The organism is Streptomyces sp. NPDC024555 (genome assembly GCF_055559335.1).
This window is the reverse complement of record NZ_JBVHKV010000013.1, coordinates 59250-76282: the sequence shown is the minus strand read 5'-3', so window position 1 is coordinate 76282 and position 17033 is coordinate 59250. Positions and strand designations below refer to the sequence as shown.

The window sequence follows — 17033 nt, the reverse complement described above, 5'->3', positions numbered from 1 at the left end:
GGCCGGTGAGCAAGGGGGCCGGGCCCCCTCAGAACACCGCGCGGATCTCCCCGACCTCCGCCGCCCCGCCCATCAGCGGCGCCCGGCCGATCCGCGCCACCACCGGGGCGTCCACGCCCAGCAGCCCCAGTGCCCGCGCCAGCACCGGGCCCAGTGCCCGGCCCGCGCCGTCGTCGATCTTGAAGGCGAGGGCCCGGCCGTCCGCCAGCGCCACCGCCTGCACCGCCTCCGCGCCCATCTTCGACAGCGTCCCCGGCACCTCCCGCATCAGCCAGGTGTCGGGCCGCCGGGTCCCGGCCACGTACTCCGGGTGCGCCCGCATCGCGTCCGCCACCCGCCGCTCGGCCGTCCCCGGCGCCGCCGTCACGAACGTGCGGAACGCCCGCGCGAGCCCCACCAGCGACAGCGCCATCAGCGGCGCCCCGCAGCCGTCCGTGCCGACCGCGGCGACCCGTTCGCCCGCCGCCTCCTCCACCACCCGGTGGACGAGGCGCTGGAGCGGATGGGCCGGGTCCAGATACGTCGCCGGGTCCCAGCCGTTGTGCGCGCAGACCGCGAGCATCGCCGCGTGCTTGCCGGAGCAGTTCATCGTGATCCGCTCCCGGACGTGCCCCGCCGCGAGGTAGGCCTCCGCCTCCACCGGGTCCAGCGGGAGATCGGGCGGGGTCTGGAGATCCTCGGGCCCGAAGCCGTGCTCCGCGAGCATCTTGCGGGCCAGATCGAGGTGGAAGCCCTCGCCGGAATGGCTCGCGGCGGCCAGCGCCAGCCGCTCCCCGGAGAGGTCGAGACCGGCCCGCAGCACCGCCGCCGCCTGCATCGGCTTGTTGGAGGAGCGGGGGAAGACCGGGGCGTACGGATCACCCAGCGTCCGCTCCACACCGCCGTCCGCGTCCAGCAGCACCAGGGAGCCCCGGTGATGCCCCTCGACGAAACCGGAGCGGACGACCTCGGCCAGGACGGGCGGGACCGCGCCCGGCTCGGATATGGCGGACGGAGCTGCGCTGGAGGTCATGGTGGCCTTCCGGGGACGGGCGGGACCCGCCCCCGGAAGGATCGCTTCAGGCGAGCAGGTCGTCTACTTGTGCTTCTCCGTCACGGTACCTGCGGGCGATCTCCGCGCCGCAATCGTCCGCGGTGCGCTGGAGCCGGTGCCGGCGCCGGGAGACCTGCTGTTCGTAGCGGACCAGCCGCCCCATCGCGGTGTGCAGCTCTTCGTCCGTCCGGGCGTCGAGGTCGGACAGTTCGACCTCCGCCAGCGTCTCCGCCGCCAGCCTGCGGTACTCGTCGCTGCGCGGCGGGCCGAGCGTGACGTGCCGGGCGGAGGAACGATGCGGCGACGGGGCGTCCGCCAGGATCTCGGACAGCCGGTCCACCACCGGGGTCTCCGGATCGCGCCGCCGCGCCAGCTCCGCCCGGAGGATGTCGATCCGGCCCTGCACGAGCCGCCGCACATAGCTGAGATCCGCCTCGTCCCGCTGCGACGCGCGCCGCAGCGCCCGCAGCTCCGGCAGCCGCAGCCCGCCCAGATCCGGCGCCGCCGGGCCGCCGGGCCCCTCCTCGGACCCGTGCCCGGTCCGCTGCACGGGCGGACGCAGGGTGCTCGCGCCCGCCGTCCCCGTGCCGATGCCCGCACTCGTACCGATACTCGTACTGACACCGCTGTTGACGCCGGGGCGCGCAACCGGCACTGTGCCCGGGGACTGCCCGGTTCCATACGTGCTCATGCTTGTGTCCATCCCCTCGACCGGTGCGTCGGCACACCGCCTCCGTGCATGGTGCCACTCCGAGGGGTCCCGTGGAGGTGCTCTGTACCCGTTCAGCCCAAGATAGGTTGGTCTGTATGCGTGCAGTGGTACAGAGGGTGGATGGCGCGAGCGTCTCGGTGGCCGGCGCCGGTGACGGGGGCGACGGTACGGCCGTCGTCGGCGAAATAGTCGGCGAGGGCCTGTGTGTCCTGGTCGGAGTCACTCACGGGGACACCCCGGAGAAGGCGGCCCAGCTGGCCCGCAAGCTCTGGTCGGTGCGGATCCTGGAGGGCGAGAAGTCCTGCTCCGACGTGAACGCACCGCTTCTGGTGATTTCACAGTTCACTCTCTACGGGGACGCCCGGAAGGGCCGCCGGCCCACCTGGAACGCGGCGGCGCCCGGCGAGGTCGCCGAACCGCTGGTCGACGAGGTCGTGGCCCAGCTGCGGGCGCTGGGCGCGCACGTGGAGACGGGCCGGTTCGGAGCGGACATGCGCGTCTCGCTCACGAACCACGGCCCGTTCACCGTCCTCGTCGAGGTCTGAGCCGAGGCGGGCCCGGACGGCCCGCGCAGAACCTCAGGGCTCGACGACCGTCTCCTGGGCCGCCGCCGTGTCCCCGGCCAGCAGCTCCGCGTCCACCGCCACGTTCCGCTTCACCAGCGCCAGGGCGATCGGCCCCAGCTCGTGGTGGCGGGCCGAGGTGGTGACGAAGCCCAGCTGCCGGCCCTCGGGCCCGTCCGCCGCGAGCCGGACCGGGGTGCCGTGGCCGGGCAGCACGACCTCGCTGCCGTCCAGGTGCAGGAAGACCAGCCGCCGCGGCGGCTTGCCCAGGTTCTGCACCCGGGCCACGGTCTCCTGGCCCCGGTAGCAGCCCTTCTGGAGGTGGACGGCGGTGCCGATCCAGCCCAGCTCGTGCGGGATGGTGCGGTGGTCGGTCTCGAAGCCGAGCCGGGGCCGGTGGCCCTCCACCCGCAGTGCCTCGTACGCGAGGACGCCGACGGCCGGGCCGTTGTCGGCCGCGTACGCCTCCAGCGCGCCGCGCGGCAGGAACAGGTCGCGGCCGTACGCCGTCTCCCGTACGACGGCCCCCTCGGGCACCTCCGCGATCGAACCGGCCGGAAGGTACACCACGGCGAAGTCCTCGGTGCGGTCGGCGACCTCGACCCGGTAGAAGAACTTCATCGACTCCAGATAGGCGATCAGCTCGCCCTGGGTGCCCGGCTCGACGTGCACCCACACGGTCTCGCCGTCGTCGACGAGGTACAGGGCGTGCTCGATGTGGCCGTTCGCCGTGAGGACCAGGGCCTCGGTGGCACGGCCGGGGGCCAGATCGCTGACGTGCTGGGTGATCAGGAGGTGCAGCCAGGCCAGCCGGTCGCTCCCCGAGACGGCGATGACACCGCGGTGGGAGAGGTCGACGAGGCCGGAGCCGTCGGCGAGGGCGCGCTGCTCGCGGAACAGGTCGCCGTAGTGCGCGGCGACGCCTTCGTCGCGGCCTTCGGCGGGGACGGCGCCGGGCAGGGACAGCAGGGGGCTCTTCATACGACCAGCGTACGACCGTCCCGGCACGGGCCGTTCACGCAGGCGGCACCGGACCGGAGGTCACTCGGCGGCGGGGGCCGTCCGCTTCGCGTCCTTGTCGGCCGCCGCCGCCTTCGCCGTGCAGTCCGCGCAGCGGCCGAAGATCGCGAAGTGCTTCATGTCCGTCTCGAAGCCGAAGGCGCCGCGCAGCTTCTCGGTGAACTCGGCGACGACGTCGACATCGGCCTCGATGACGTCCGCGCAGTCGCGGCAGACCAGGTGGATGTGGTGGTGCCGGTCGGCCAGGTGGTAGGTCGGCGCACCGTGGCCCAGATGGGCGTGGCTGACCAGCTCCAGCTCCTCCAGGAGCTCCAGCGTCCGGTAGACCGTCGAGATGTTCACCCCGGACGCCGTGCGCCGCACCTCGGAGAGGATGTCGTCGGGCGTGGCGTGTTCCAGCGCGTCGACCGCTTCCAGGACAAGCTGCCGCTGCGGCGTCAGCCGGTAGCCGCGCTGCCGGAGATCGGACTTCCAGTCGGTGCTCACCACAGGCTCCAGTCTAGGGCGCGTCCGGGCCGCAGCCTCTACCCCTGAGGAAACACGGCACCCCGGGAGCCGGCATCCGCTGCTCGGCCCCGGGGTGCCCCTGGACTACTTGAAGAACGCGATGCCGTCGTCCGGGAGGTCGCCCAGGCTCTTCGCCATGGCCTCGACCTCTTCCGGGGTGACGACCTTCTTCAGGTGCGCCGACATGTACGGCCGCAGCTCGACCTCGGGGGTCGCCTTCTCGCCGACCCACATCAGGTCGCTGTTCACATAGCCGTAGAGCCGCTTGCCGCCGCTGTACGGGCCGGAGGCGGCGGTCCGCGCCACCGCGTCGGTGACCAGGTCGATCTGCGGCTTCTTGTCGGCCAGCTCGCCGTACCAGATCTCGATGACGCCCTGGTCGCGGGCCATGACGACCTCGACCTTGCGGTCCTTGTCGATGCGCCAGTAGCCGGTCTCCGACTCCAGCGGGGCGACCTTGTTGCCCTGGTCGTCCAGGACCCAGGAGTGCGAGGCGTACTCCAGGAAGTTCCGGCCGTCGTGGCTGAAGGTGACCTCCTGGCCGAAGTTGCACTTCTCGGCACCGGGGAAGTCGGACACCCCGGCACCCGCCCAGTTGCCCAGCAGGAAGGCCAGCGGCACGAGGTCCGGGTGGAGGTCGGACGGGATCTCGATCATGAGCGGCTCAATCGATCGGTGAGGCGGAGGGGGTTAGCGCTGACCCTGGTACAGCTTCTTCACGGTCACGGCCGCGAAGGCGAGGACGCCCACGCACACGAGGACCAGCAGGGCGGAGAAGAATGCCTCAAGCACGTGGAGCTCCTTGAACGAGCGGTATGGCGGCAGTACAGGGCCGGGCCCCAGCCTAATGGGTGGGGCCCCGGCACGCCGTTCCGGGGCGTGCCGGGGCCCGGCCGTCCTGCCTCAGCCCAGCAGCTGGTTCTGGAGGATCAGCGTCTGGTGGAAGGGGACGCGCGGCGTGCCCGCGGCGTCCTTCCGCTCCTGGACGACGAGGCCGATCGTGTCGCCCGCGACGACGAAGCCCTCCCGGGTCTGGGCCGCGCCGAACGGCTTCGGCTCGTCGAAGACGTACGTCGCCGTCTCCGGGACCTTCCCGCCGCCCTTCCATGTCTCGTCCAGGTCCATGTGCTCCACGCCGGTCAGCGCGTCCCCGGGTGTGGAGCCGATGTACCGGGTGTCCCGGAAGTCGTCGGCGAAGGCCGTCGAGTTGAACTGGAGGAGGTAGATCCGCGTGGACGTGCCGTCCGGCATGGTCCAGCCGCGCGCCGCGATGTGCCGCACGGCGGACTCCCTGAGCTGGAGGCGGAGATCGGCGCGGGAGCTCTTCGCGAACGCGGCGAGGAACTGCTCGGTGCCGATCCAGCCGCCCGTCAGCTTCGGGTCCGGCGTCGCCCCGGCCGGGGCCGGGAGCAGCAGCCGGCGCAGGTCGACGTGGTGGACCTCGGCGGTGTTGCCGTCGGTGAACGGGCGGGGCGCGCCGGGCGGCAGCGCGGGCAGGCTCAGCCGGGGGTAGTCCCAGCGCCCGTCGCTCTCGGTGGCCAGCCCCGGTACGTCGCCGCGGTCCGCCGAGGCGAGGGCGTAGGCCGTACCGGCCCCGAAGGCGCCGAAGACCAGCACGGCGGCGGTCCACCGGGCCACGGCCCGCAGCGCCCGGCGCGGCGGCCGGGGCGCGGGCGGCACCACGGCCGGGACCGGGACCGGCGGCAGCAGGGGCACGGGCGGAAGCTGGGGCGGCTGAGGCGGCTGTGCCTGCTGGGGCTGCTCGGCCTGCTCGGGCGGCTGAGGCTGCTCGGGCGGCTGCAGTGCGGGTGCGGCCGTCTGCTCGGTCATACGTACTCCCCCGGGGACGTGAGGTGGTCGAGCTGGTCCTTCACCAGCCCGACGACGGCGGACGCGTCGAAGGGCTTGGTGCCGGACGCCGTGAAGGTGAGGGTGATCTCTCCGTCGAACGCCAGGCAGGTCATGCCCTCGACCCCGCTCTCCTTCTCCTTGGGCGCCAGGAAGCACCGGGCGTTCCTGGTGTGGCCGGTGACCTTCGGTCCCTTCCGGAAGAAGTCGACGGCCTCGAAGAGACCGGTCCGCATCGTGTACAGGTCCCGGACGGCCTTGGTGTCCTTCATCCGCACCAGTTCCGTCTTGACGACGAGGTCGTTGGTGTCCTGCGCGTACGTCCGGATGGCGAGGCCCTGGACGCGCAGCTTGTCTATCCGCTTCTCCAGCTCCCGGCGCTGCTTGCCGGCCAGCCCCCGGCCGCTCTCCTTCATCTCGGCGGTGGCCGCGCGTCCGCCGAGTTCGCTGTCGTTTCCGTGCACCCCGGAGTCCGGGCCGAGCCGGAAGTTCCGGGGCACCGGCAGGAGCAGCCTGCTCAGCTCGGTGGTGGTCCGGCCGCGCGAGACGTCACCGGCCGGGTCGGGGCCCGGCCCCTTCTCGTCCTCGTACCAGAGGCTCGTCGGCACCGTGCGGTCGGCGCCGTCGACCGTGGCCTTCGTGTACACGGCCGCTCCGGCGACGGCGGCCAGCACCAGCACGACGGGGACCGCCGCGAGGACCACCCGCCGCACACCGCTCCTGCGCACGGGCGCGGCTCGGGCTCGGGCTCGGGAGCGGGCACCGCCTCCGGAACGGCTGCGGGCGCGACTTCGGGGGCGGGGCCCCGCTCCGGGACGGCGTCGTCGTTGCTCACAGGCGCTCCAGCTGCTGCTCGGCCAGCGTACGGATGTCCTTCTTGCTGATCGGTACGGTGTCGACCAGGTTGATCTCGGCCATGACGTCCCCGCGGTCGAAGACGGCCCTGGCCCGGTAGAGCGGCAGGAAGCCCGGCTCCCGGTCGGCCTTGTACAGGTAGTAGCGGCCGTCGAGGCTGCCCTTGATCGCGTCGCCCGTGTTGCCCGCGCCGTGTTTCGGGTCGGGCATGTAGGAGCGCTGGTCGGCGGCGTGCAGGTCGGCCGACATGGCCGTACCGGCGCGGAACTGCACCAGCATGACGCTCGCCCCGCGGTGTTCGCCCTTCGTCCAGGCGGCGGCCGCGACCCGGCGGATGTCCGACTCCAGAAGATTGCCGAACATGTACGCGTCGTCCTCGAAGCCGCGCGCATAGGCGTCGACCGTGATCCAGCCGTCCCGGAGCGCGGGTACGTCCTTGCTCTCGCGCCAGCCGGCCGGCCGGGGCAGGAGCAGCTTGCGCAGATCGCCGTCCGTGCGGACCCGGCGGTCCTGCGAGGCGGGCAGCGGTTCGGGCGCCCGGCCCGCGGGCAGGGCCTTCGCCGGGTACCTGAGCCCCGGCTGCGAGAGCGCGGCGAGCGGCGTCGGGGCGCGTCCGACCTGGATGTCGTAGCCGACGGCCGCACCGGCCGCGATGCCCAGCACGGCCGCGGCCGCGATGATCAGCGTCGTACGTCCGCGCGGGCGCCGCTTCGGGGAAGCGGCCGGTTCCGGCGGTGCCGTCGGTTCCGCCACCCCCAGCGGAACGGGCGGCTCCGCCTGTTCGTCGGACACTGTGTCGTTCGGATTCACTTTTGGGGTCCCCCCACGAGACCTGAGGCACGGGTTCCGTTACCTGTGCATCCACCTGACTGCCGGGGCGCCAACGGGGTTGTGCGGCAGGGGATTACAGTTCGGCATATGCCGAAGAAGCTCGTGATCAAGGTGACCGCAGGTGCCGACTCCGCCGAGCGCTGTTCGCAGGCGTTCACCGTCGCGGCGGTGGCCGTGGCGAGCGGGGTGGAGGTCTCGCTCTGGCTGACCGGGGAGTCCGCGTGGTTCGCGCTCCCGGGGCGGGCCGCGGAGTTCGAACTGCCGCACGCGGCACCGCTGCCGGACCTGATCGAGTCGATCCAGGCGGGCGGGCTCATCACGCTCTGCACGCAGTGCGCGGCCCGGCGCGACATCACCGAGGCGGACGTCCTGGAGGGCGTGCGGATCGCGGGCGCCCAGGTCTTCGTCAGCGAGATCATGGCGGACGGCGTCCAGGCGCTCGTCTACTGACGGTCCGCCACCGGCCCGGGGGCTGTTCAGCGGCGGTGTCCACGGTCCGCGACCGTCCGGGGGCCGTTCAGCGGCGGTGTCTGCCGTCCAGCTCGTCCCACCAGGCGTCGGACTCCGGATCGCCCGTGGGCCCCTGCCGCACCGGCGGCTCCTCGGTCCGGCGCGTCCGCTCGGGCGGCCGGGTGCGCCGCGCGGGCTCGTCCCACCAGCGGTCCTCCGGGCCCTTCCGGTTGGCGACCATCGCCGCGAAGGGCGGGATCACCATCGCCACCACGCACATCGCGATGGCGGCCGGCATCGACCAGAGCCGCACGAAGGACCAGGCCGAGACGAAGAGCACGAGGCATCCGGCCATCATCAGGAAGTAGGCGCGCCGGCGTCGGCGGTACATGACTCCAGCGTAGGCCCGTTTCCGTCACCCGGCCGGTCCAAGGACGGACCGGATCCCCGGCCGCACACCGCTCCGGAGCGTGCTCCGGACGGCGCGAAGGGCCGCACCCCGCTCAGGAAGCGTCCAACCCCCTGGGGTGCGGCCCTCCGGCCGGTTCAGCGGCAGCGACCCGCCGGCCCTGCTCAGACGGCGATGGCCACCTCGGAGAGGCCGCCCGTCTGCGCGACGACCGTGCGGTCGGCGCTGCCGCCGGGGACCAGGGCGCGGAGCGTCCAGGTGCCCTCGGCCGCGTAGAAGCGGAACTGTCCGGTCGCCGAGGTCGGGACCTCGGCGGTGAACTCGCCGGTCGAGTCCAGCAGGCGGACGTACCCGGTGACGGGCTCGCCGTTGCGGGTCACGCTGCCCTGGATGGTGGTCTCACCGGGCTTGATCGTCGAGGCGTCGGGGCCGCCGGCCTTTGCTCCACACATGGTTCTGTCCTTCTGGTCGGGGGTCGTGCCGGTCCGGGTGGCACGGCCGGTCCGGGTGCGGACCGGCCGTACGGGGATTACTTGTTGGCGCCGAGCTCGATCGGCACGCCCACGAGGGAGCCGTACTCGGTCCACGAGCCGTCGTAGTTCTTGACGTTCTCCTGGCCGAGCAGCTGGTGCAGCACGAACCAGGTCAGCGCGGAGCGCTCACCGATGCGGCAGTAGGCGATGGTGTCCTTCGACAGGTCGACCTGCTCCGCCTCGTAGAGGGCCTTGAGCTCCTCGTCCGACTTGAAGGTGCCGTCGTCGTTGGCGTTCTTCGACCACGGGATGTTGCGGGCGCTGGGCACGTGGCCGGGGCGCTGCGACTGCTCCTGCGGGAGGTGCGCCGGGGCGAGCAGCTTGCCGCTGAACTCGTCGGGCGACCGCACGTCGACCAGGTTCTTGCTGCCGATCGCGGCGACGACGTCGTCGCGGTAGGCGCGGATCGACTCGTCCTGCGCCTGGGCCTTGTACTCGGTGGCCGGGCGGGACGGGACCTGGTCGCCGTCGACCAGGTCGCGGGAGTCCAGCTCCCACTTCTTGCGGCCGCCGTCGAGCAGGCGGACGTCCTGGTGGCCGTAGAGCTTGAAGTACCAGAACGCGTAGGACGCGAACCAGTTGTTGTTGCCGCCGTAGAGGACGACCGTGGTGTCGTTGGCGATGCCCTTGGCGGACAGCAGCGCCTCGAAGCCGGCCTGGTCGATGAAGTCGCGGCGGACCGGGTCCTGGAGGTCCTTCGTCCAGTCGATCCGGATCGCGTTCCTGATGTGGTTCTTCTCGTACGCGGAGGTGTCCTCGTCGACCTCGACGAGGGCGACCTGGGGGTCGTCGATGTGGGCCTCGACCCAGTCGGCGTCTACCAGGACGTCACTGCGGCTCATGCTGTTCTCCTCCGGGGCAGTCTGCGGCGGGATGATGCGAGTGGTGCGCGATGGTGCGTGGTGACTGAGGACGTACGCGGCGCGGTCGGCGCGTGCACAGGTGCCACGCGGGACGGCCTCGACGAACGGCGTCGGAGGCCCGGGAATGCGGGACGGCAAAGGTTCCGCTCAGACAGTGCGACAGAGCATGGCGGCGACGCGGCACAGGTCCACTGCCCGCCGCTTCGTGAGATCCGCCTGTCCCCGCTGTCGGAGACCGCTAATAGAGCACTGCATGGGTCCGATCGTAGGGACGTCCGGGCGGCCATGTCACCGTTGTGTCGCATATTGAGACACGATCGTCCGACATGTGGGACGAGTACGGGGTGCATCCGCCTTCCGGGGCGCCGCGCGCCCGGCGGTCCCGGTGCGGCATCTGCGGAACGGACTCCGCCGTCTCAGTATGTGGTGAGGCGGGCGGACCGGCCGGTACGGAAGGCGTCGGGCCGGGCGGTTCAGCCCGCGAGGCGGACGTCGGTCCCCGTCACGGAGATCTCCAGACCGGCGGCGGTCGGTTCGATCCGCTCCAGCTTCAGCCCGTTCGGCAGCGTGCCGACCTCGCGCTCGAAGTCGGTCTTCTCGCGGACGAGCCCTTCGAGCCCCGGGATCCCCTCGCCCGGCACCTTGTCGGCGTGCACCCGCACGGTGTGGCCGTCGACCAGCGTCACCGTGGACAGCACACTGCGGGTGAGCGTCCGGCCGAGGATGTTCACCGAGCCGGTCACCTTCACCTTGCCCTTGCCGCCGTACTCGACGACGACGTCCTGGGCGGCCGCCTTCGTCAGATCCGCGTACGAGACGACGGCCGTCCCGGTGGCCCGGTCGGCGGTCGCCCCGGAGAAGCCGTCGGCCAGCCGCACCCGGTGCAGGTCCGCCGTCATGCGGTCGATGCGCAGCGCGCGGCCCCCGGCGGTCGCCTCGATCCCGTCGACCTTCACCTCGACCTCGTCGAGTTCCTTGCCGAGGACCTGGGTCAGGAACGGGAAGCCCTTGATGGAGACGTCCGTGGACCCGATGGTCGCCCCGGAGACCTCCACCCGGTCGGCCGCCCGCGACTCGGCGAACCAGACGGCCGCCCGGTCCACGGCCGTGAACAGTCCGGCCACGACCACCAAGACGACCAGCAGTATTCGCAGTGCACGCATGCCTGTCCTTCCCCCACGCCCGTCCGGTCCCGGGCGTCCGCGCGGTCCGGCGCCGGCCGGCGCAGCACGCCCCGGGTGATCGACGTGCGGAAGCCCCCCAGCGGTTCCCCGTGGAGGGCTTCGTCCCGGTGGCGCGGCGCGCCCGTCTCCCGTCCCCGGGTCAGCCGATCAGGCGTCCGACCAGGTAGACGGCGGGCACCGCCGCGGTCAGCGGCAGCGCCACGCCCGCCGTCATGTGGACGAACCGGGACGGGTAGTCGTAGCTGGCCACGCGCAGCCCGACGAGCGCGCAGACACCGGCGGCCAGGCCGAGCAGCGCCCCGTCGGACCCGCCGAACCCGGCCAGGGAACCGCCCACCGCGCCCCCGGCCGCCGCGACGACGAGCGCACCCACGACGGAGGCGGGACCCGGCAGCGGCAGCGCCCGGACGAGCACGGCGGCGGCGACGGCCACGGCCCCGGCCGTCACGGCGTCCGGGACGGCCGCGAGGAGCCCGGCGGCCAGCACCGCGAGCGCGGCCGAGGCGAGCGTGGCCATCAGCCCCTGCATCCGCTCGTCGGCGCCCGCGCGGCTGCGCAGCTGGAGCACGACGGTGAGCAGCACCCAGACGCCGAGGGTGCCCAGGATCGCGGCCGGACCGTCGTCGCGGCCGGCGGCGAGCAGCGCCACGTCCGCGACCAGTCCGCCGGCGAAGGCCAGCGCGATGCCCTGGCGGGCGGGCCACATCCCGTTGAGCCGGAACCAGCCCGCCGCGGTGAGCCCCTGGAGCAGCACCAGCGGAACGGCCAGCCCGTACGGCCCGAGGGCGGCGCCGAGCGCCAGCAGCAGCCCGAGCCCGGCGGTGATCGCGGCCGGCTGCGTCCCGGGCGCGATGATCGGCGAACGGCCCTCGGCGCGGGCGCGCTGCGCGTCGGTGATGCGGCTGTTGCCCAGGGTGGTGGGCGCGCTGTAGCCGTCGGCCGCCGACGCGGAGGGCGCGGATGCCGGTGCGGCGGGGGCCGCGGGCACCTCGGGCGGCAGCGGGTAGGAGCCGGAGGCGTGGGACGGGGCCGCCGGGGGCACGTAGGCGGTCTCCGCCGCGTCCACCGCCGGGACGGGCGGCGGATACGCGGTCCCGGCCGCGTCCGGCACGGCCACCGGGGCGAGATACGCCGTCTGCTCCGGGTCCGCCGCGGGCACCGGGGCCATGTACGCCGTCTGCTCCGGGTCCGGCACCGGGGCGGCCGCGCCGGGGCCGATCGTCGGCTGGTACCGGGTGTCCCAGGTCTGGCCCTCCCAGGTCTGCGCGACGCCCTGCTCCCCGGCCTGCCATCCGTCCCCGGGCTGCGCCTGGGGCACGTGAGCCGCACGGGGCGCCCCGTGCGGCTCGTAGCCGCCCTGCGCGCCGTACGCCGGGTCCTGGTGGCCGTGAGCGCCGTACGCCTGCCCGGTGTGGGCCTGCCCGGACGGGTACGGCTGCTGCGGGGCGTACGGATCCTGCGCGTACGGGGCCTGGGCGGGGGCCTGGGCGTAGGGGTCCTGCGCGTACGGGTCCGGTGCGTACGGATCCCGGGCGTACGGGTCCTGCGGGTACGGCTGCTGCTGATCGCTGCTCATCTTCTCCGGTTCACCCTCCTGCGAACGGCGGGAGCACCTCGACCGTGCCGCCCTCGGCAAGGCGTACGGTCTCATGGCTCCGGGTCCCGACGGGGTCGCCGTCGACGAGGAACGAACACCGTCGCAGCACCTGGCTCAGCTCACCGGGGTGCGCGGCGCGCACCGCGTCGAGCGCTTCCTTGAGCGTCGCGGCGGTGTACGGCTCCTCCGCGGTTCCGGCTGCTGCCTTGGCTGCTGCCCAGTAGCGGATCGTTCCCGCAGGCATGGCGGCGCTCCTCTCCTCGTCTCGCGTCAGCTGTCCATCATGGTTCACCCGCGTCACCGGGCCGTCGCCCAGTCGGCGATGCGGGTGAGCAAGCTCTCGTCCGCCGCGTTCTCCGCGTGGCCCATCCCGGGCTCCAGCCACAGCTCGGCGGCCCCGCCCGCCGCCTCGGCCAGCGTCCTCGGGTGGTCGAGCGGGAAGTACGGGTCCCGGTCGCCGTGCACGAGCAGCAGCGGGGCGGGGGCGATGCGCCCGGCGGCCTCGACCGGGGAGAGCGGGACCGGGTCCCAGGGCCTGCGGTCGATCCGGGTGCGGAAGCCGTAGCGCCCGACGAGCCGGCCGGTGGGGCGGGTGACCATCCAGTGGAGCCGGCGCATGGGGGCCGTCCCCCGGTAGAACCAGCGCGCGGGTGCGCTCACGGACACCACCGCATCAGCGTGCGCCTCCCCATGCGCTTCCGTGCGCCCCCCGCCCTCCTCGCGTACGCCCGGGGCCGTATACAGCGCCCCGTGCCGCAGCACCACCGAACCGCCCATCGAGAAGCCCGCCGTAACGATCCGCCGGTGTCCGAGCGACCGCGCCCAGGCGACCGCGGCCGCCAGATCCAGCACCTCGCGGTCCCCCACCGTGGACCGTCCGCCGGACCCTCCGTGCCCCCGGAAGGAGAACGTCACCACCGCCGCACGCTGGGCGAACACCTCCGCGGCCCGCCGCACCGCGGGGCGGTCGGCCGAACCGGTGAAACCGTGCGCGAGCACGATCGCCGTCCCCGCCCCGGCCGCCCCGTCCGCCGCCGCGGCACCCGCCGTACACGGTTCGTACACCGCCTCGATACGGACCCCGTCACCCGCCCGCAACGTCGTCCGCAGCGGCCCGCGCGTGATCAAGGGAACAGCGCCACCGTGAATTCGCCCCTCGGACACTGAAGTCATGTGGGCTATTCTGCGGGGAAGAGGATCCGGGCAATGCAGCCCCCGGGTCCTTTTGTGCTTTCCGCATGTTGTTACGGAGACGTTTCGACAAGCTCAGCGTTCCTGAGTGCGGGCCGCACGGGCGAAACCCGTACGACCACCCGTCGTACGGCCGAGCAGGACACACAGCGTACGAAGCAGTGCCGCAGACTCCCCCGGGTCCCGCCCGGGAGTGCCCCTCTCGCAGGGAACGAGGAGGACCGACGCAATGGGCGAGCCAACCGTGCACGATCACCGACCGACCGACCGGGCAGGTGGACGGCGATGAGTTCTCTGCTGCTCCTGACCAATGCCCTCCAGCCGTCGACGGAGGTGCTCCCCGCCCTCGGCCTCCTGCTGCACAGCGTGCGGGTCGCCCCCGCCGAGGGCCCCGCTCTCGTCGACACCCCCGGTGCCGACGTCATCCTCGTCGACGGCCGCCGCGACCTGCCCCAGGTCAGGTCGCTCTGCCAGCTCCTGCGGTCCACCGGACCGGGCTGTCCACTGATCCTCGTGGTCACCGAAGGCGGCCTCGCGGCCGTCACCGCGGACTGGGGCATCGACGACGTCCTGCTCGACACGGCGGGCCCCGCCGAGGTCGAGGCGCGGCTGCGGCTGGCCACCGGCCGCCAGCAGATCACCGCCGACGACTCCCCCATGGAGATCCGCAACGGCGACCTCTCCGTGGACGAGGCCACGTACAGCGCCAAGCTCAAGGGCCGGGTCCTCGACCTCACGTTCAAGGAATTCGAACTGCTCAAGTACCTGGCGCAGCACCCGGGCCGGGTCTTCACCCGCGCCCAGCTGCTCCAGGAGGTCTGGGGCTACGACTACTTCGGCGGCACCCGCACCGTCGACGTCCACGTCCGCCGGCTGCGCGCCAAACTCGGCCCGGAACACGAATCCCTCATCGGCACCGTCCGCAATGTGGGATACCGCTTCGTCGCCCCGGAGAAGGTGGAACGGGCCGCCGAGGAGGCCAAGGCGGGCACGGCCAAGGGAAGCACCGAAACCCTCACCCGTTCGGAGCAGTCGGAGATGTCCGAAGTCACGGAAGAAGCCCCGGTCCGGCCTGTCAAGAGGTAGTTCCATCCGCGTAGACTGCCGCGCGTGGCCAAGGTGACGCGGGACGATGTGGCGAGACTGGCGGGGACGTCGACCGCGGTCGTCAGCTACGTCATCAACAACGGACCCCGGCCGGTCGCCCCGGCCACGCGCGAGCGGGTGCTCGCCGCGATCAAGGAGCTGGGCTACCGGCCCGACCGGGTCGCCCAGGCCATGGCCTCGCGGCGGACCGACCTCATAGGGATGATCGTGCCGGACGCCCGGCAGCCCTTCTTCGCGGAGATGGCGCACGCGGTCGAACAGGCCGCCGCCGAGCGCGGGAAGATGGTGCTCGTCGGCAACTCCGACTACCGCGACGAGCGCGAGGTCCACTATCTGCGCGCCTTCCTCGGCATGCGGGTCTCCGGCCTGATCCTCGTCAGCCAGGGCCCCAGTGAGCGCGCGGCGGCGGAGATAGAGGCGTGGGACGCCCGGGTCGTGCTGCTGCACGAGCGGCCCGAGGCCATCGACGACGTCGCCGTCGTCACGGACGACGTGGGCGGCGCCCAGCTCGCCACCCGCCACCTCCTGGAGCACGGCAACGCCTACGTGGCGTGTCTGGGCGGCATGGAGTCCACCCCGTCCGTCGGCGACCCCGTCGCCGACCACATCGAGGGCTGGCGCCGGGCCATGCACGAATCGGGGCGCTCCACCGAGGGCCGCCTCTTCCAGGCCCCGTACAACCGCTACGACGCCTACCGGGTCGCCCTGGACCTCCTCTCCGGCCCCGACCGGCCGCCGGCGATCTTCTGCGCCACCGACGACCAGGCCATCGGCGTCCTGCGGGCCGCGCGCGAGCTGCGCATCGACGTGCCCGGCGAGCTGGCCGTCGCCGGCTTCGACGACGTGAAGGAGGCCGGTCTCACCGATCCGCCGCTGACCACGGTCTTCTCCGACCGTCCGGCGATGGCGCGGGCCGCGGTCGACCTGGTCCTCGACGACTCGCTGCGGGTCTCGGGCTCGCGGCGGGAGCGGCTGAAGCAGTTCCCCTCGGCCCTCGTCGTCCGCCGCTCCTGCGGCTGCGGAGAACCCCCGAAGCCGCTCTGAGCCCTCCCGGCGCCCCGGTCCCCGTGATCGGCCCCCGCCGGTCTTTATATCGGGCATACGAGGTTCTGCCGGGCTTCTCAGCGCGTGCTCACGCTCCTCTCATCTTGGCCGGACAGGCTCTTGGTCATGACAGAGAGCCAGCGCCCGAGCGGCGAGTACCCGATGTACCCCTCGTACGGCAACGGCGAAGCGGCCTACCCGCCGCCGCCGTCATACCAGCCCGCCCAGCCGGTCGACCTGGGCCACGGCACGACCGTGTGGCCCGGCGACGGCGGCCACGGGGGCGGCGGATTCCACGGCGCCGCCCCGGCCGCCCCGCACTCCCCCGAACCGGCACCCTCCCGCCGCCGGGTCCGCCGCCCCGTCGCCCTGCTGGCGGCCGTGGCCATCGCCGCGGCGGTCGTCGGCGGCGGCACCGCGACCCTCCTCGGCCGGATCACCGACGACACCGCCGCGCCCTCCGGCAGCGGGGTCGTCCCCGGCACCACCGTCTCGCAGAGCAGCAAGGGCACCGTCTCCGGCGTCGCCGCCGCCCTCTCCCCGACCATCGTCGAGATCGGCGCGACCTCCACCTCCGGCCAGTCCACCGGCTCCGGCGTCGTCATCACCGCCGACGGCGAGATCGTCACCAACAACCACGTCATCGCGGGCGCCACCTCCATCGAGGTCACGCTCTCCACCGGCAAGAAGTACACCGCCGACGTCGTCGGCACCGACCCCGACAAGGACCTCGCCCTCATCAAGCTCCAGGGCGCGAGCGGGCTGAAGACCGCCACCCTCGGCGACTCCTCCAAGGTCGCGGTCGGCGACCAGGTCGTCGCGATCGGCTCCCCCGAGGGCCTCACCGGCACCGTCACCAGCGGCATCGTCTCCGCGCTCGACCGTGACGTCACCGTCGCCAAGGAGGGCGGCGACGAGAGCGGGAACCAGGGCGGCGGCCGGCAGTGGCCCTTCGAGTTCGGCGGACAGCAGTTCAACGGCGACACCGGCGACTCCACCACCACGTACAAGGCCATCCAGACCGACGCCTCGCTCAACCCCGGCAACTCCGGCGGCGCCCTGATCAACATGGACGGCGAGATCATCGGCATCAACTCCGCGATGTACTCCGCCAGTTCCGCCGCCGGCCAGGGCAGCTCCAGCGCGGGCAGCGTCGGCCTCGGCTTCGCCATCCCCGTCAACACCCTCAAGGCCGACCTCGCCGGCCTGCGGTCCGGCGACGGCTCCTGAGCGGGCGGGGCTGAGAAACTGGGACCCGCCCCGCACCGTACGCACCGAGAAGAGGA

At 72.9% G+C, this 17033-nt stretch carries 21 protein-coding genes; 5 read left to right on the top strand and 16 right to left on the bottom strand.

Translation table 11 applies throughout. The annotated features are described in order from the left end of the window. Positions 1-28 precede the first annotated feature (28 nt). Positions 29-1012, bottom strand: a complete 984-nt coding sequence (locus tag ACZ4FH_RS23265; RefSeq protein WP_467307064.1) for an asparaginase — start codon at positions 1010-1012, stop codon at positions 29-31. A gap of 46 nt (positions 1013-1058) precedes the next feature. Further along, on the bottom strand, positions 1059-1724 hold the full coding sequence (locus ACZ4FH_RS23260) for an RsiG family protein (RefSeq protein ID WP_467307063.1): 666 nt from the start codon (positions 1722-1724) through the stop codon (positions 1059-1061). Between the two features lie 116 nt (positions 1725-1840). Between ACZ4FH_RS23260 and dtd the strand changes: the two genes are divergently transcribed. Then, positions 1841-2290, top strand: a complete 450-nt coding sequence (gene dtd / locus ACZ4FH_RS23255) for a D-aminoacyl-tRNA deacylase (RefSeq protein ID WP_467307061.1) — start codon at positions 1841-1843, stop codon at positions 2288-2290. Positions 2291-2323: 33 nt separating this feature from the next. Here dtd and ygfZ read toward each other — a convergent pair whose 3' ends face one another. The 6 genes from ygfZ to ACZ4FH_RS23225 form a co-directional block, all read right to left on the bottom strand. Further along, the gene (ygfZ, locus tag ACZ4FH_RS23250) at positions 2324-3289 is read right to left on the bottom strand and encodes a CAF17-like 4Fe-4S cluster assembly/insertion protein YgfZ (protein WP_467307059.1); all 966 of its coding nucleotides are present in this window, start codon (positions 3287-3289) and stop codon (positions 2324-2326) included. Between the two features lie 60 nt (positions 3290-3349). Further along, complete coding sequence (locus ACZ4FH_RS23245) at positions 3350-3817, bottom strand: Fur family transcriptional regulator (RefSeq protein WP_467307057.1); 468 nt, start codon at positions 3815-3817, stop codon at positions 3350-3352. A gap of 102 nt (positions 3818-3919) precedes the next feature. Next, complete coding sequence (locus tag ACZ4FH_RS23240; RefSeq protein WP_383648155.1) at positions 3920-4492, bottom strand: heme-binding beta-barrel domain-containing protein; 573 nt, start codon at positions 4490-4492, stop codon at positions 3920-3922. Between the two features lie 246 nt (positions 4493-4738). After that, complete coding sequence (locus tag ACZ4FH_RS23235) at positions 4739-5665, bottom strand: hypothetical protein (protein WP_467307056.1); 927 nt, start codon at positions 5663-5665, stop codon at positions 4739-4741. Beyond that, positions 5662-6396 carry a hypothetical protein gene (locus ACZ4FH_RS23230; protein ID WP_467307054.1) on the bottom strand — a complete coding sequence of 245 codons (735 nt, stop codon included), beginning with the start codon at positions 6394-6396 and terminating at the stop codon, positions 5662-5664. The genes ACZ4FH_RS23235 and ACZ4FH_RS23230 overlap by 4 nt, the downstream gene beginning before the upstream one ends. Positions 6397-6514: 118 nt before the next feature. Continuing rightward, complete coding sequence (locus ACZ4FH_RS23225; RefSeq protein ID WP_467307053.1) at positions 6515-7330, bottom strand: hypothetical protein; 816 nt, start codon at positions 7328-7330, stop codon at positions 6515-6517. A gap of 126 nt (positions 7331-7456) precedes the next feature. On the opposite strand from ACZ4FH_RS23225, the gene ACZ4FH_RS23220 reads away from it, so the two are divergent. After that, on the top strand, positions 7457-7819 hold the full coding sequence (locus ACZ4FH_RS23220; protein ID WP_383648149.1) for a DsrE family protein: 363 nt from the start codon (positions 7457-7459) through the stop codon (positions 7817-7819). Positions 7820-7886: 67 nt separating this feature from the next. On the opposite strand, the gene ACZ4FH_RS23215 is transcribed toward ACZ4FH_RS23220, so the two are convergent. From ACZ4FH_RS23215 to ACZ4FH_RS23180, 8 genes are all read right to left on the bottom strand, one after another. Then, positions 7887-8210 (bottom strand): DUF3099 domain-containing protein, encoded by a 324-nt coding sequence (locus ACZ4FH_RS23215; protein ID WP_383648145.1) that lies wholly within the window; start codon positions 8208-8210, stop codon positions 7887-7889. A 182-nt stretch (positions 8211-8392) separates the two neighbouring features. After that, positions 8393-8680, bottom strand: coding sequence for a DUF1416 domain-containing protein (locus tag ACZ4FH_RS23210; protein ID WP_148837139.1), 288 nt, complete (start codon positions 8678-8680; stop codon positions 8393-8395). Positions 8681-8757: 77 nt separating this feature from the next. Beyond that, positions 8758-9603 (bottom strand): sulfurtransferase, encoded by an 846-nt coding sequence (locus ACZ4FH_RS23205; RefSeq protein ID WP_467307049.1) that lies wholly within the window; start codon positions 9601-9603, stop codon positions 8758-8760. A 168-nt stretch (positions 9604-9771) separates the two neighbouring features. Next, on the bottom strand, positions 9772-9879 hold the full coding sequence (locus ACZ4FH_RS23200; RefSeq protein WP_351392369.1) for a putative leader peptide: 108 nt from the start codon (positions 9877-9879) through the stop codon (positions 9772-9774). A gap of 218 nt (positions 9880-10097) precedes the next feature. After that, positions 10098-10787 carry an LmeA family phospholipid-binding protein gene (locus ACZ4FH_RS23195; RefSeq protein ID WP_467307047.1) on the bottom strand — a complete coding sequence of 230 codons (690 nt, stop codon included), beginning with the start codon at positions 10785-10787 and terminating at the stop codon, positions 10098-10100. Positions 10788-10947: 160 nt separating this feature from the next. Beyond that, positions 10948-12384, bottom strand: a complete 1437-nt coding sequence (locus ACZ4FH_RS23190) for a hypothetical protein (protein ID WP_467307045.1) — start codon at positions 12382-12384, stop codon at positions 10948-10950. Positions 12385-12394: 10 nt separating this feature from the next. Further along, positions 12395-12649: a MoaD/ThiS family protein gene (locus ACZ4FH_RS23185; RefSeq protein WP_383648130.1), complete on the bottom strand. Its 255-nt coding sequence runs from the start codon at positions 12647-12649 to the stop codon at positions 12395-12397. Positions 12650-12702: 53 nt separating this feature from the next. Beyond that, positions 12703-13578, bottom strand: a complete 876-nt coding sequence (locus tag ACZ4FH_RS23180) for an alpha/beta hydrolase family protein (protein ID WP_467307044.1) — start codon at positions 13576-13578, stop codon at positions 12703-12705. Between the two features lie 303 nt (positions 13579-13881). On the opposite strand from ACZ4FH_RS23180, the gene ACZ4FH_RS23175 reads away from it, so the two are divergent. The 3 genes from ACZ4FH_RS23175 to ACZ4FH_RS23165 all read left to right on the top strand — a co-directional run bounded on the left by ACZ4FH_RS23175 (position 13882) and on the right by ACZ4FH_RS23165 (position 16977). After that, positions 13882-14682, top strand: coding sequence for a response regulator transcription factor (locus tag ACZ4FH_RS23175; protein ID WP_467307042.1), 801 nt, complete (start codon positions 13882-13884; stop codon positions 14680-14682). A gap of 24 nt (positions 14683-14706) precedes the next feature. Next, complete coding sequence (locus ACZ4FH_RS23170) at positions 14707-15747, top strand: LacI family DNA-binding transcriptional regulator (RefSeq protein ID WP_383648119.1); 1041 nt, start codon at positions 14707-14709, stop codon at positions 15745-15747. Positions 15748-15873: 126 nt separating this feature from the next. Next, positions 15874-16977 carry a S1C family serine protease gene (locus tag ACZ4FH_RS23165; protein WP_467307040.1) on the top strand — a complete coding sequence of 368 codons (1104 nt, stop codon included), beginning with the start codon at positions 15874-15876 and terminating at the stop codon, positions 16975-16977. The last annotated feature ends 56 nt before the right edge of the window (positions 16978-17033 follow it).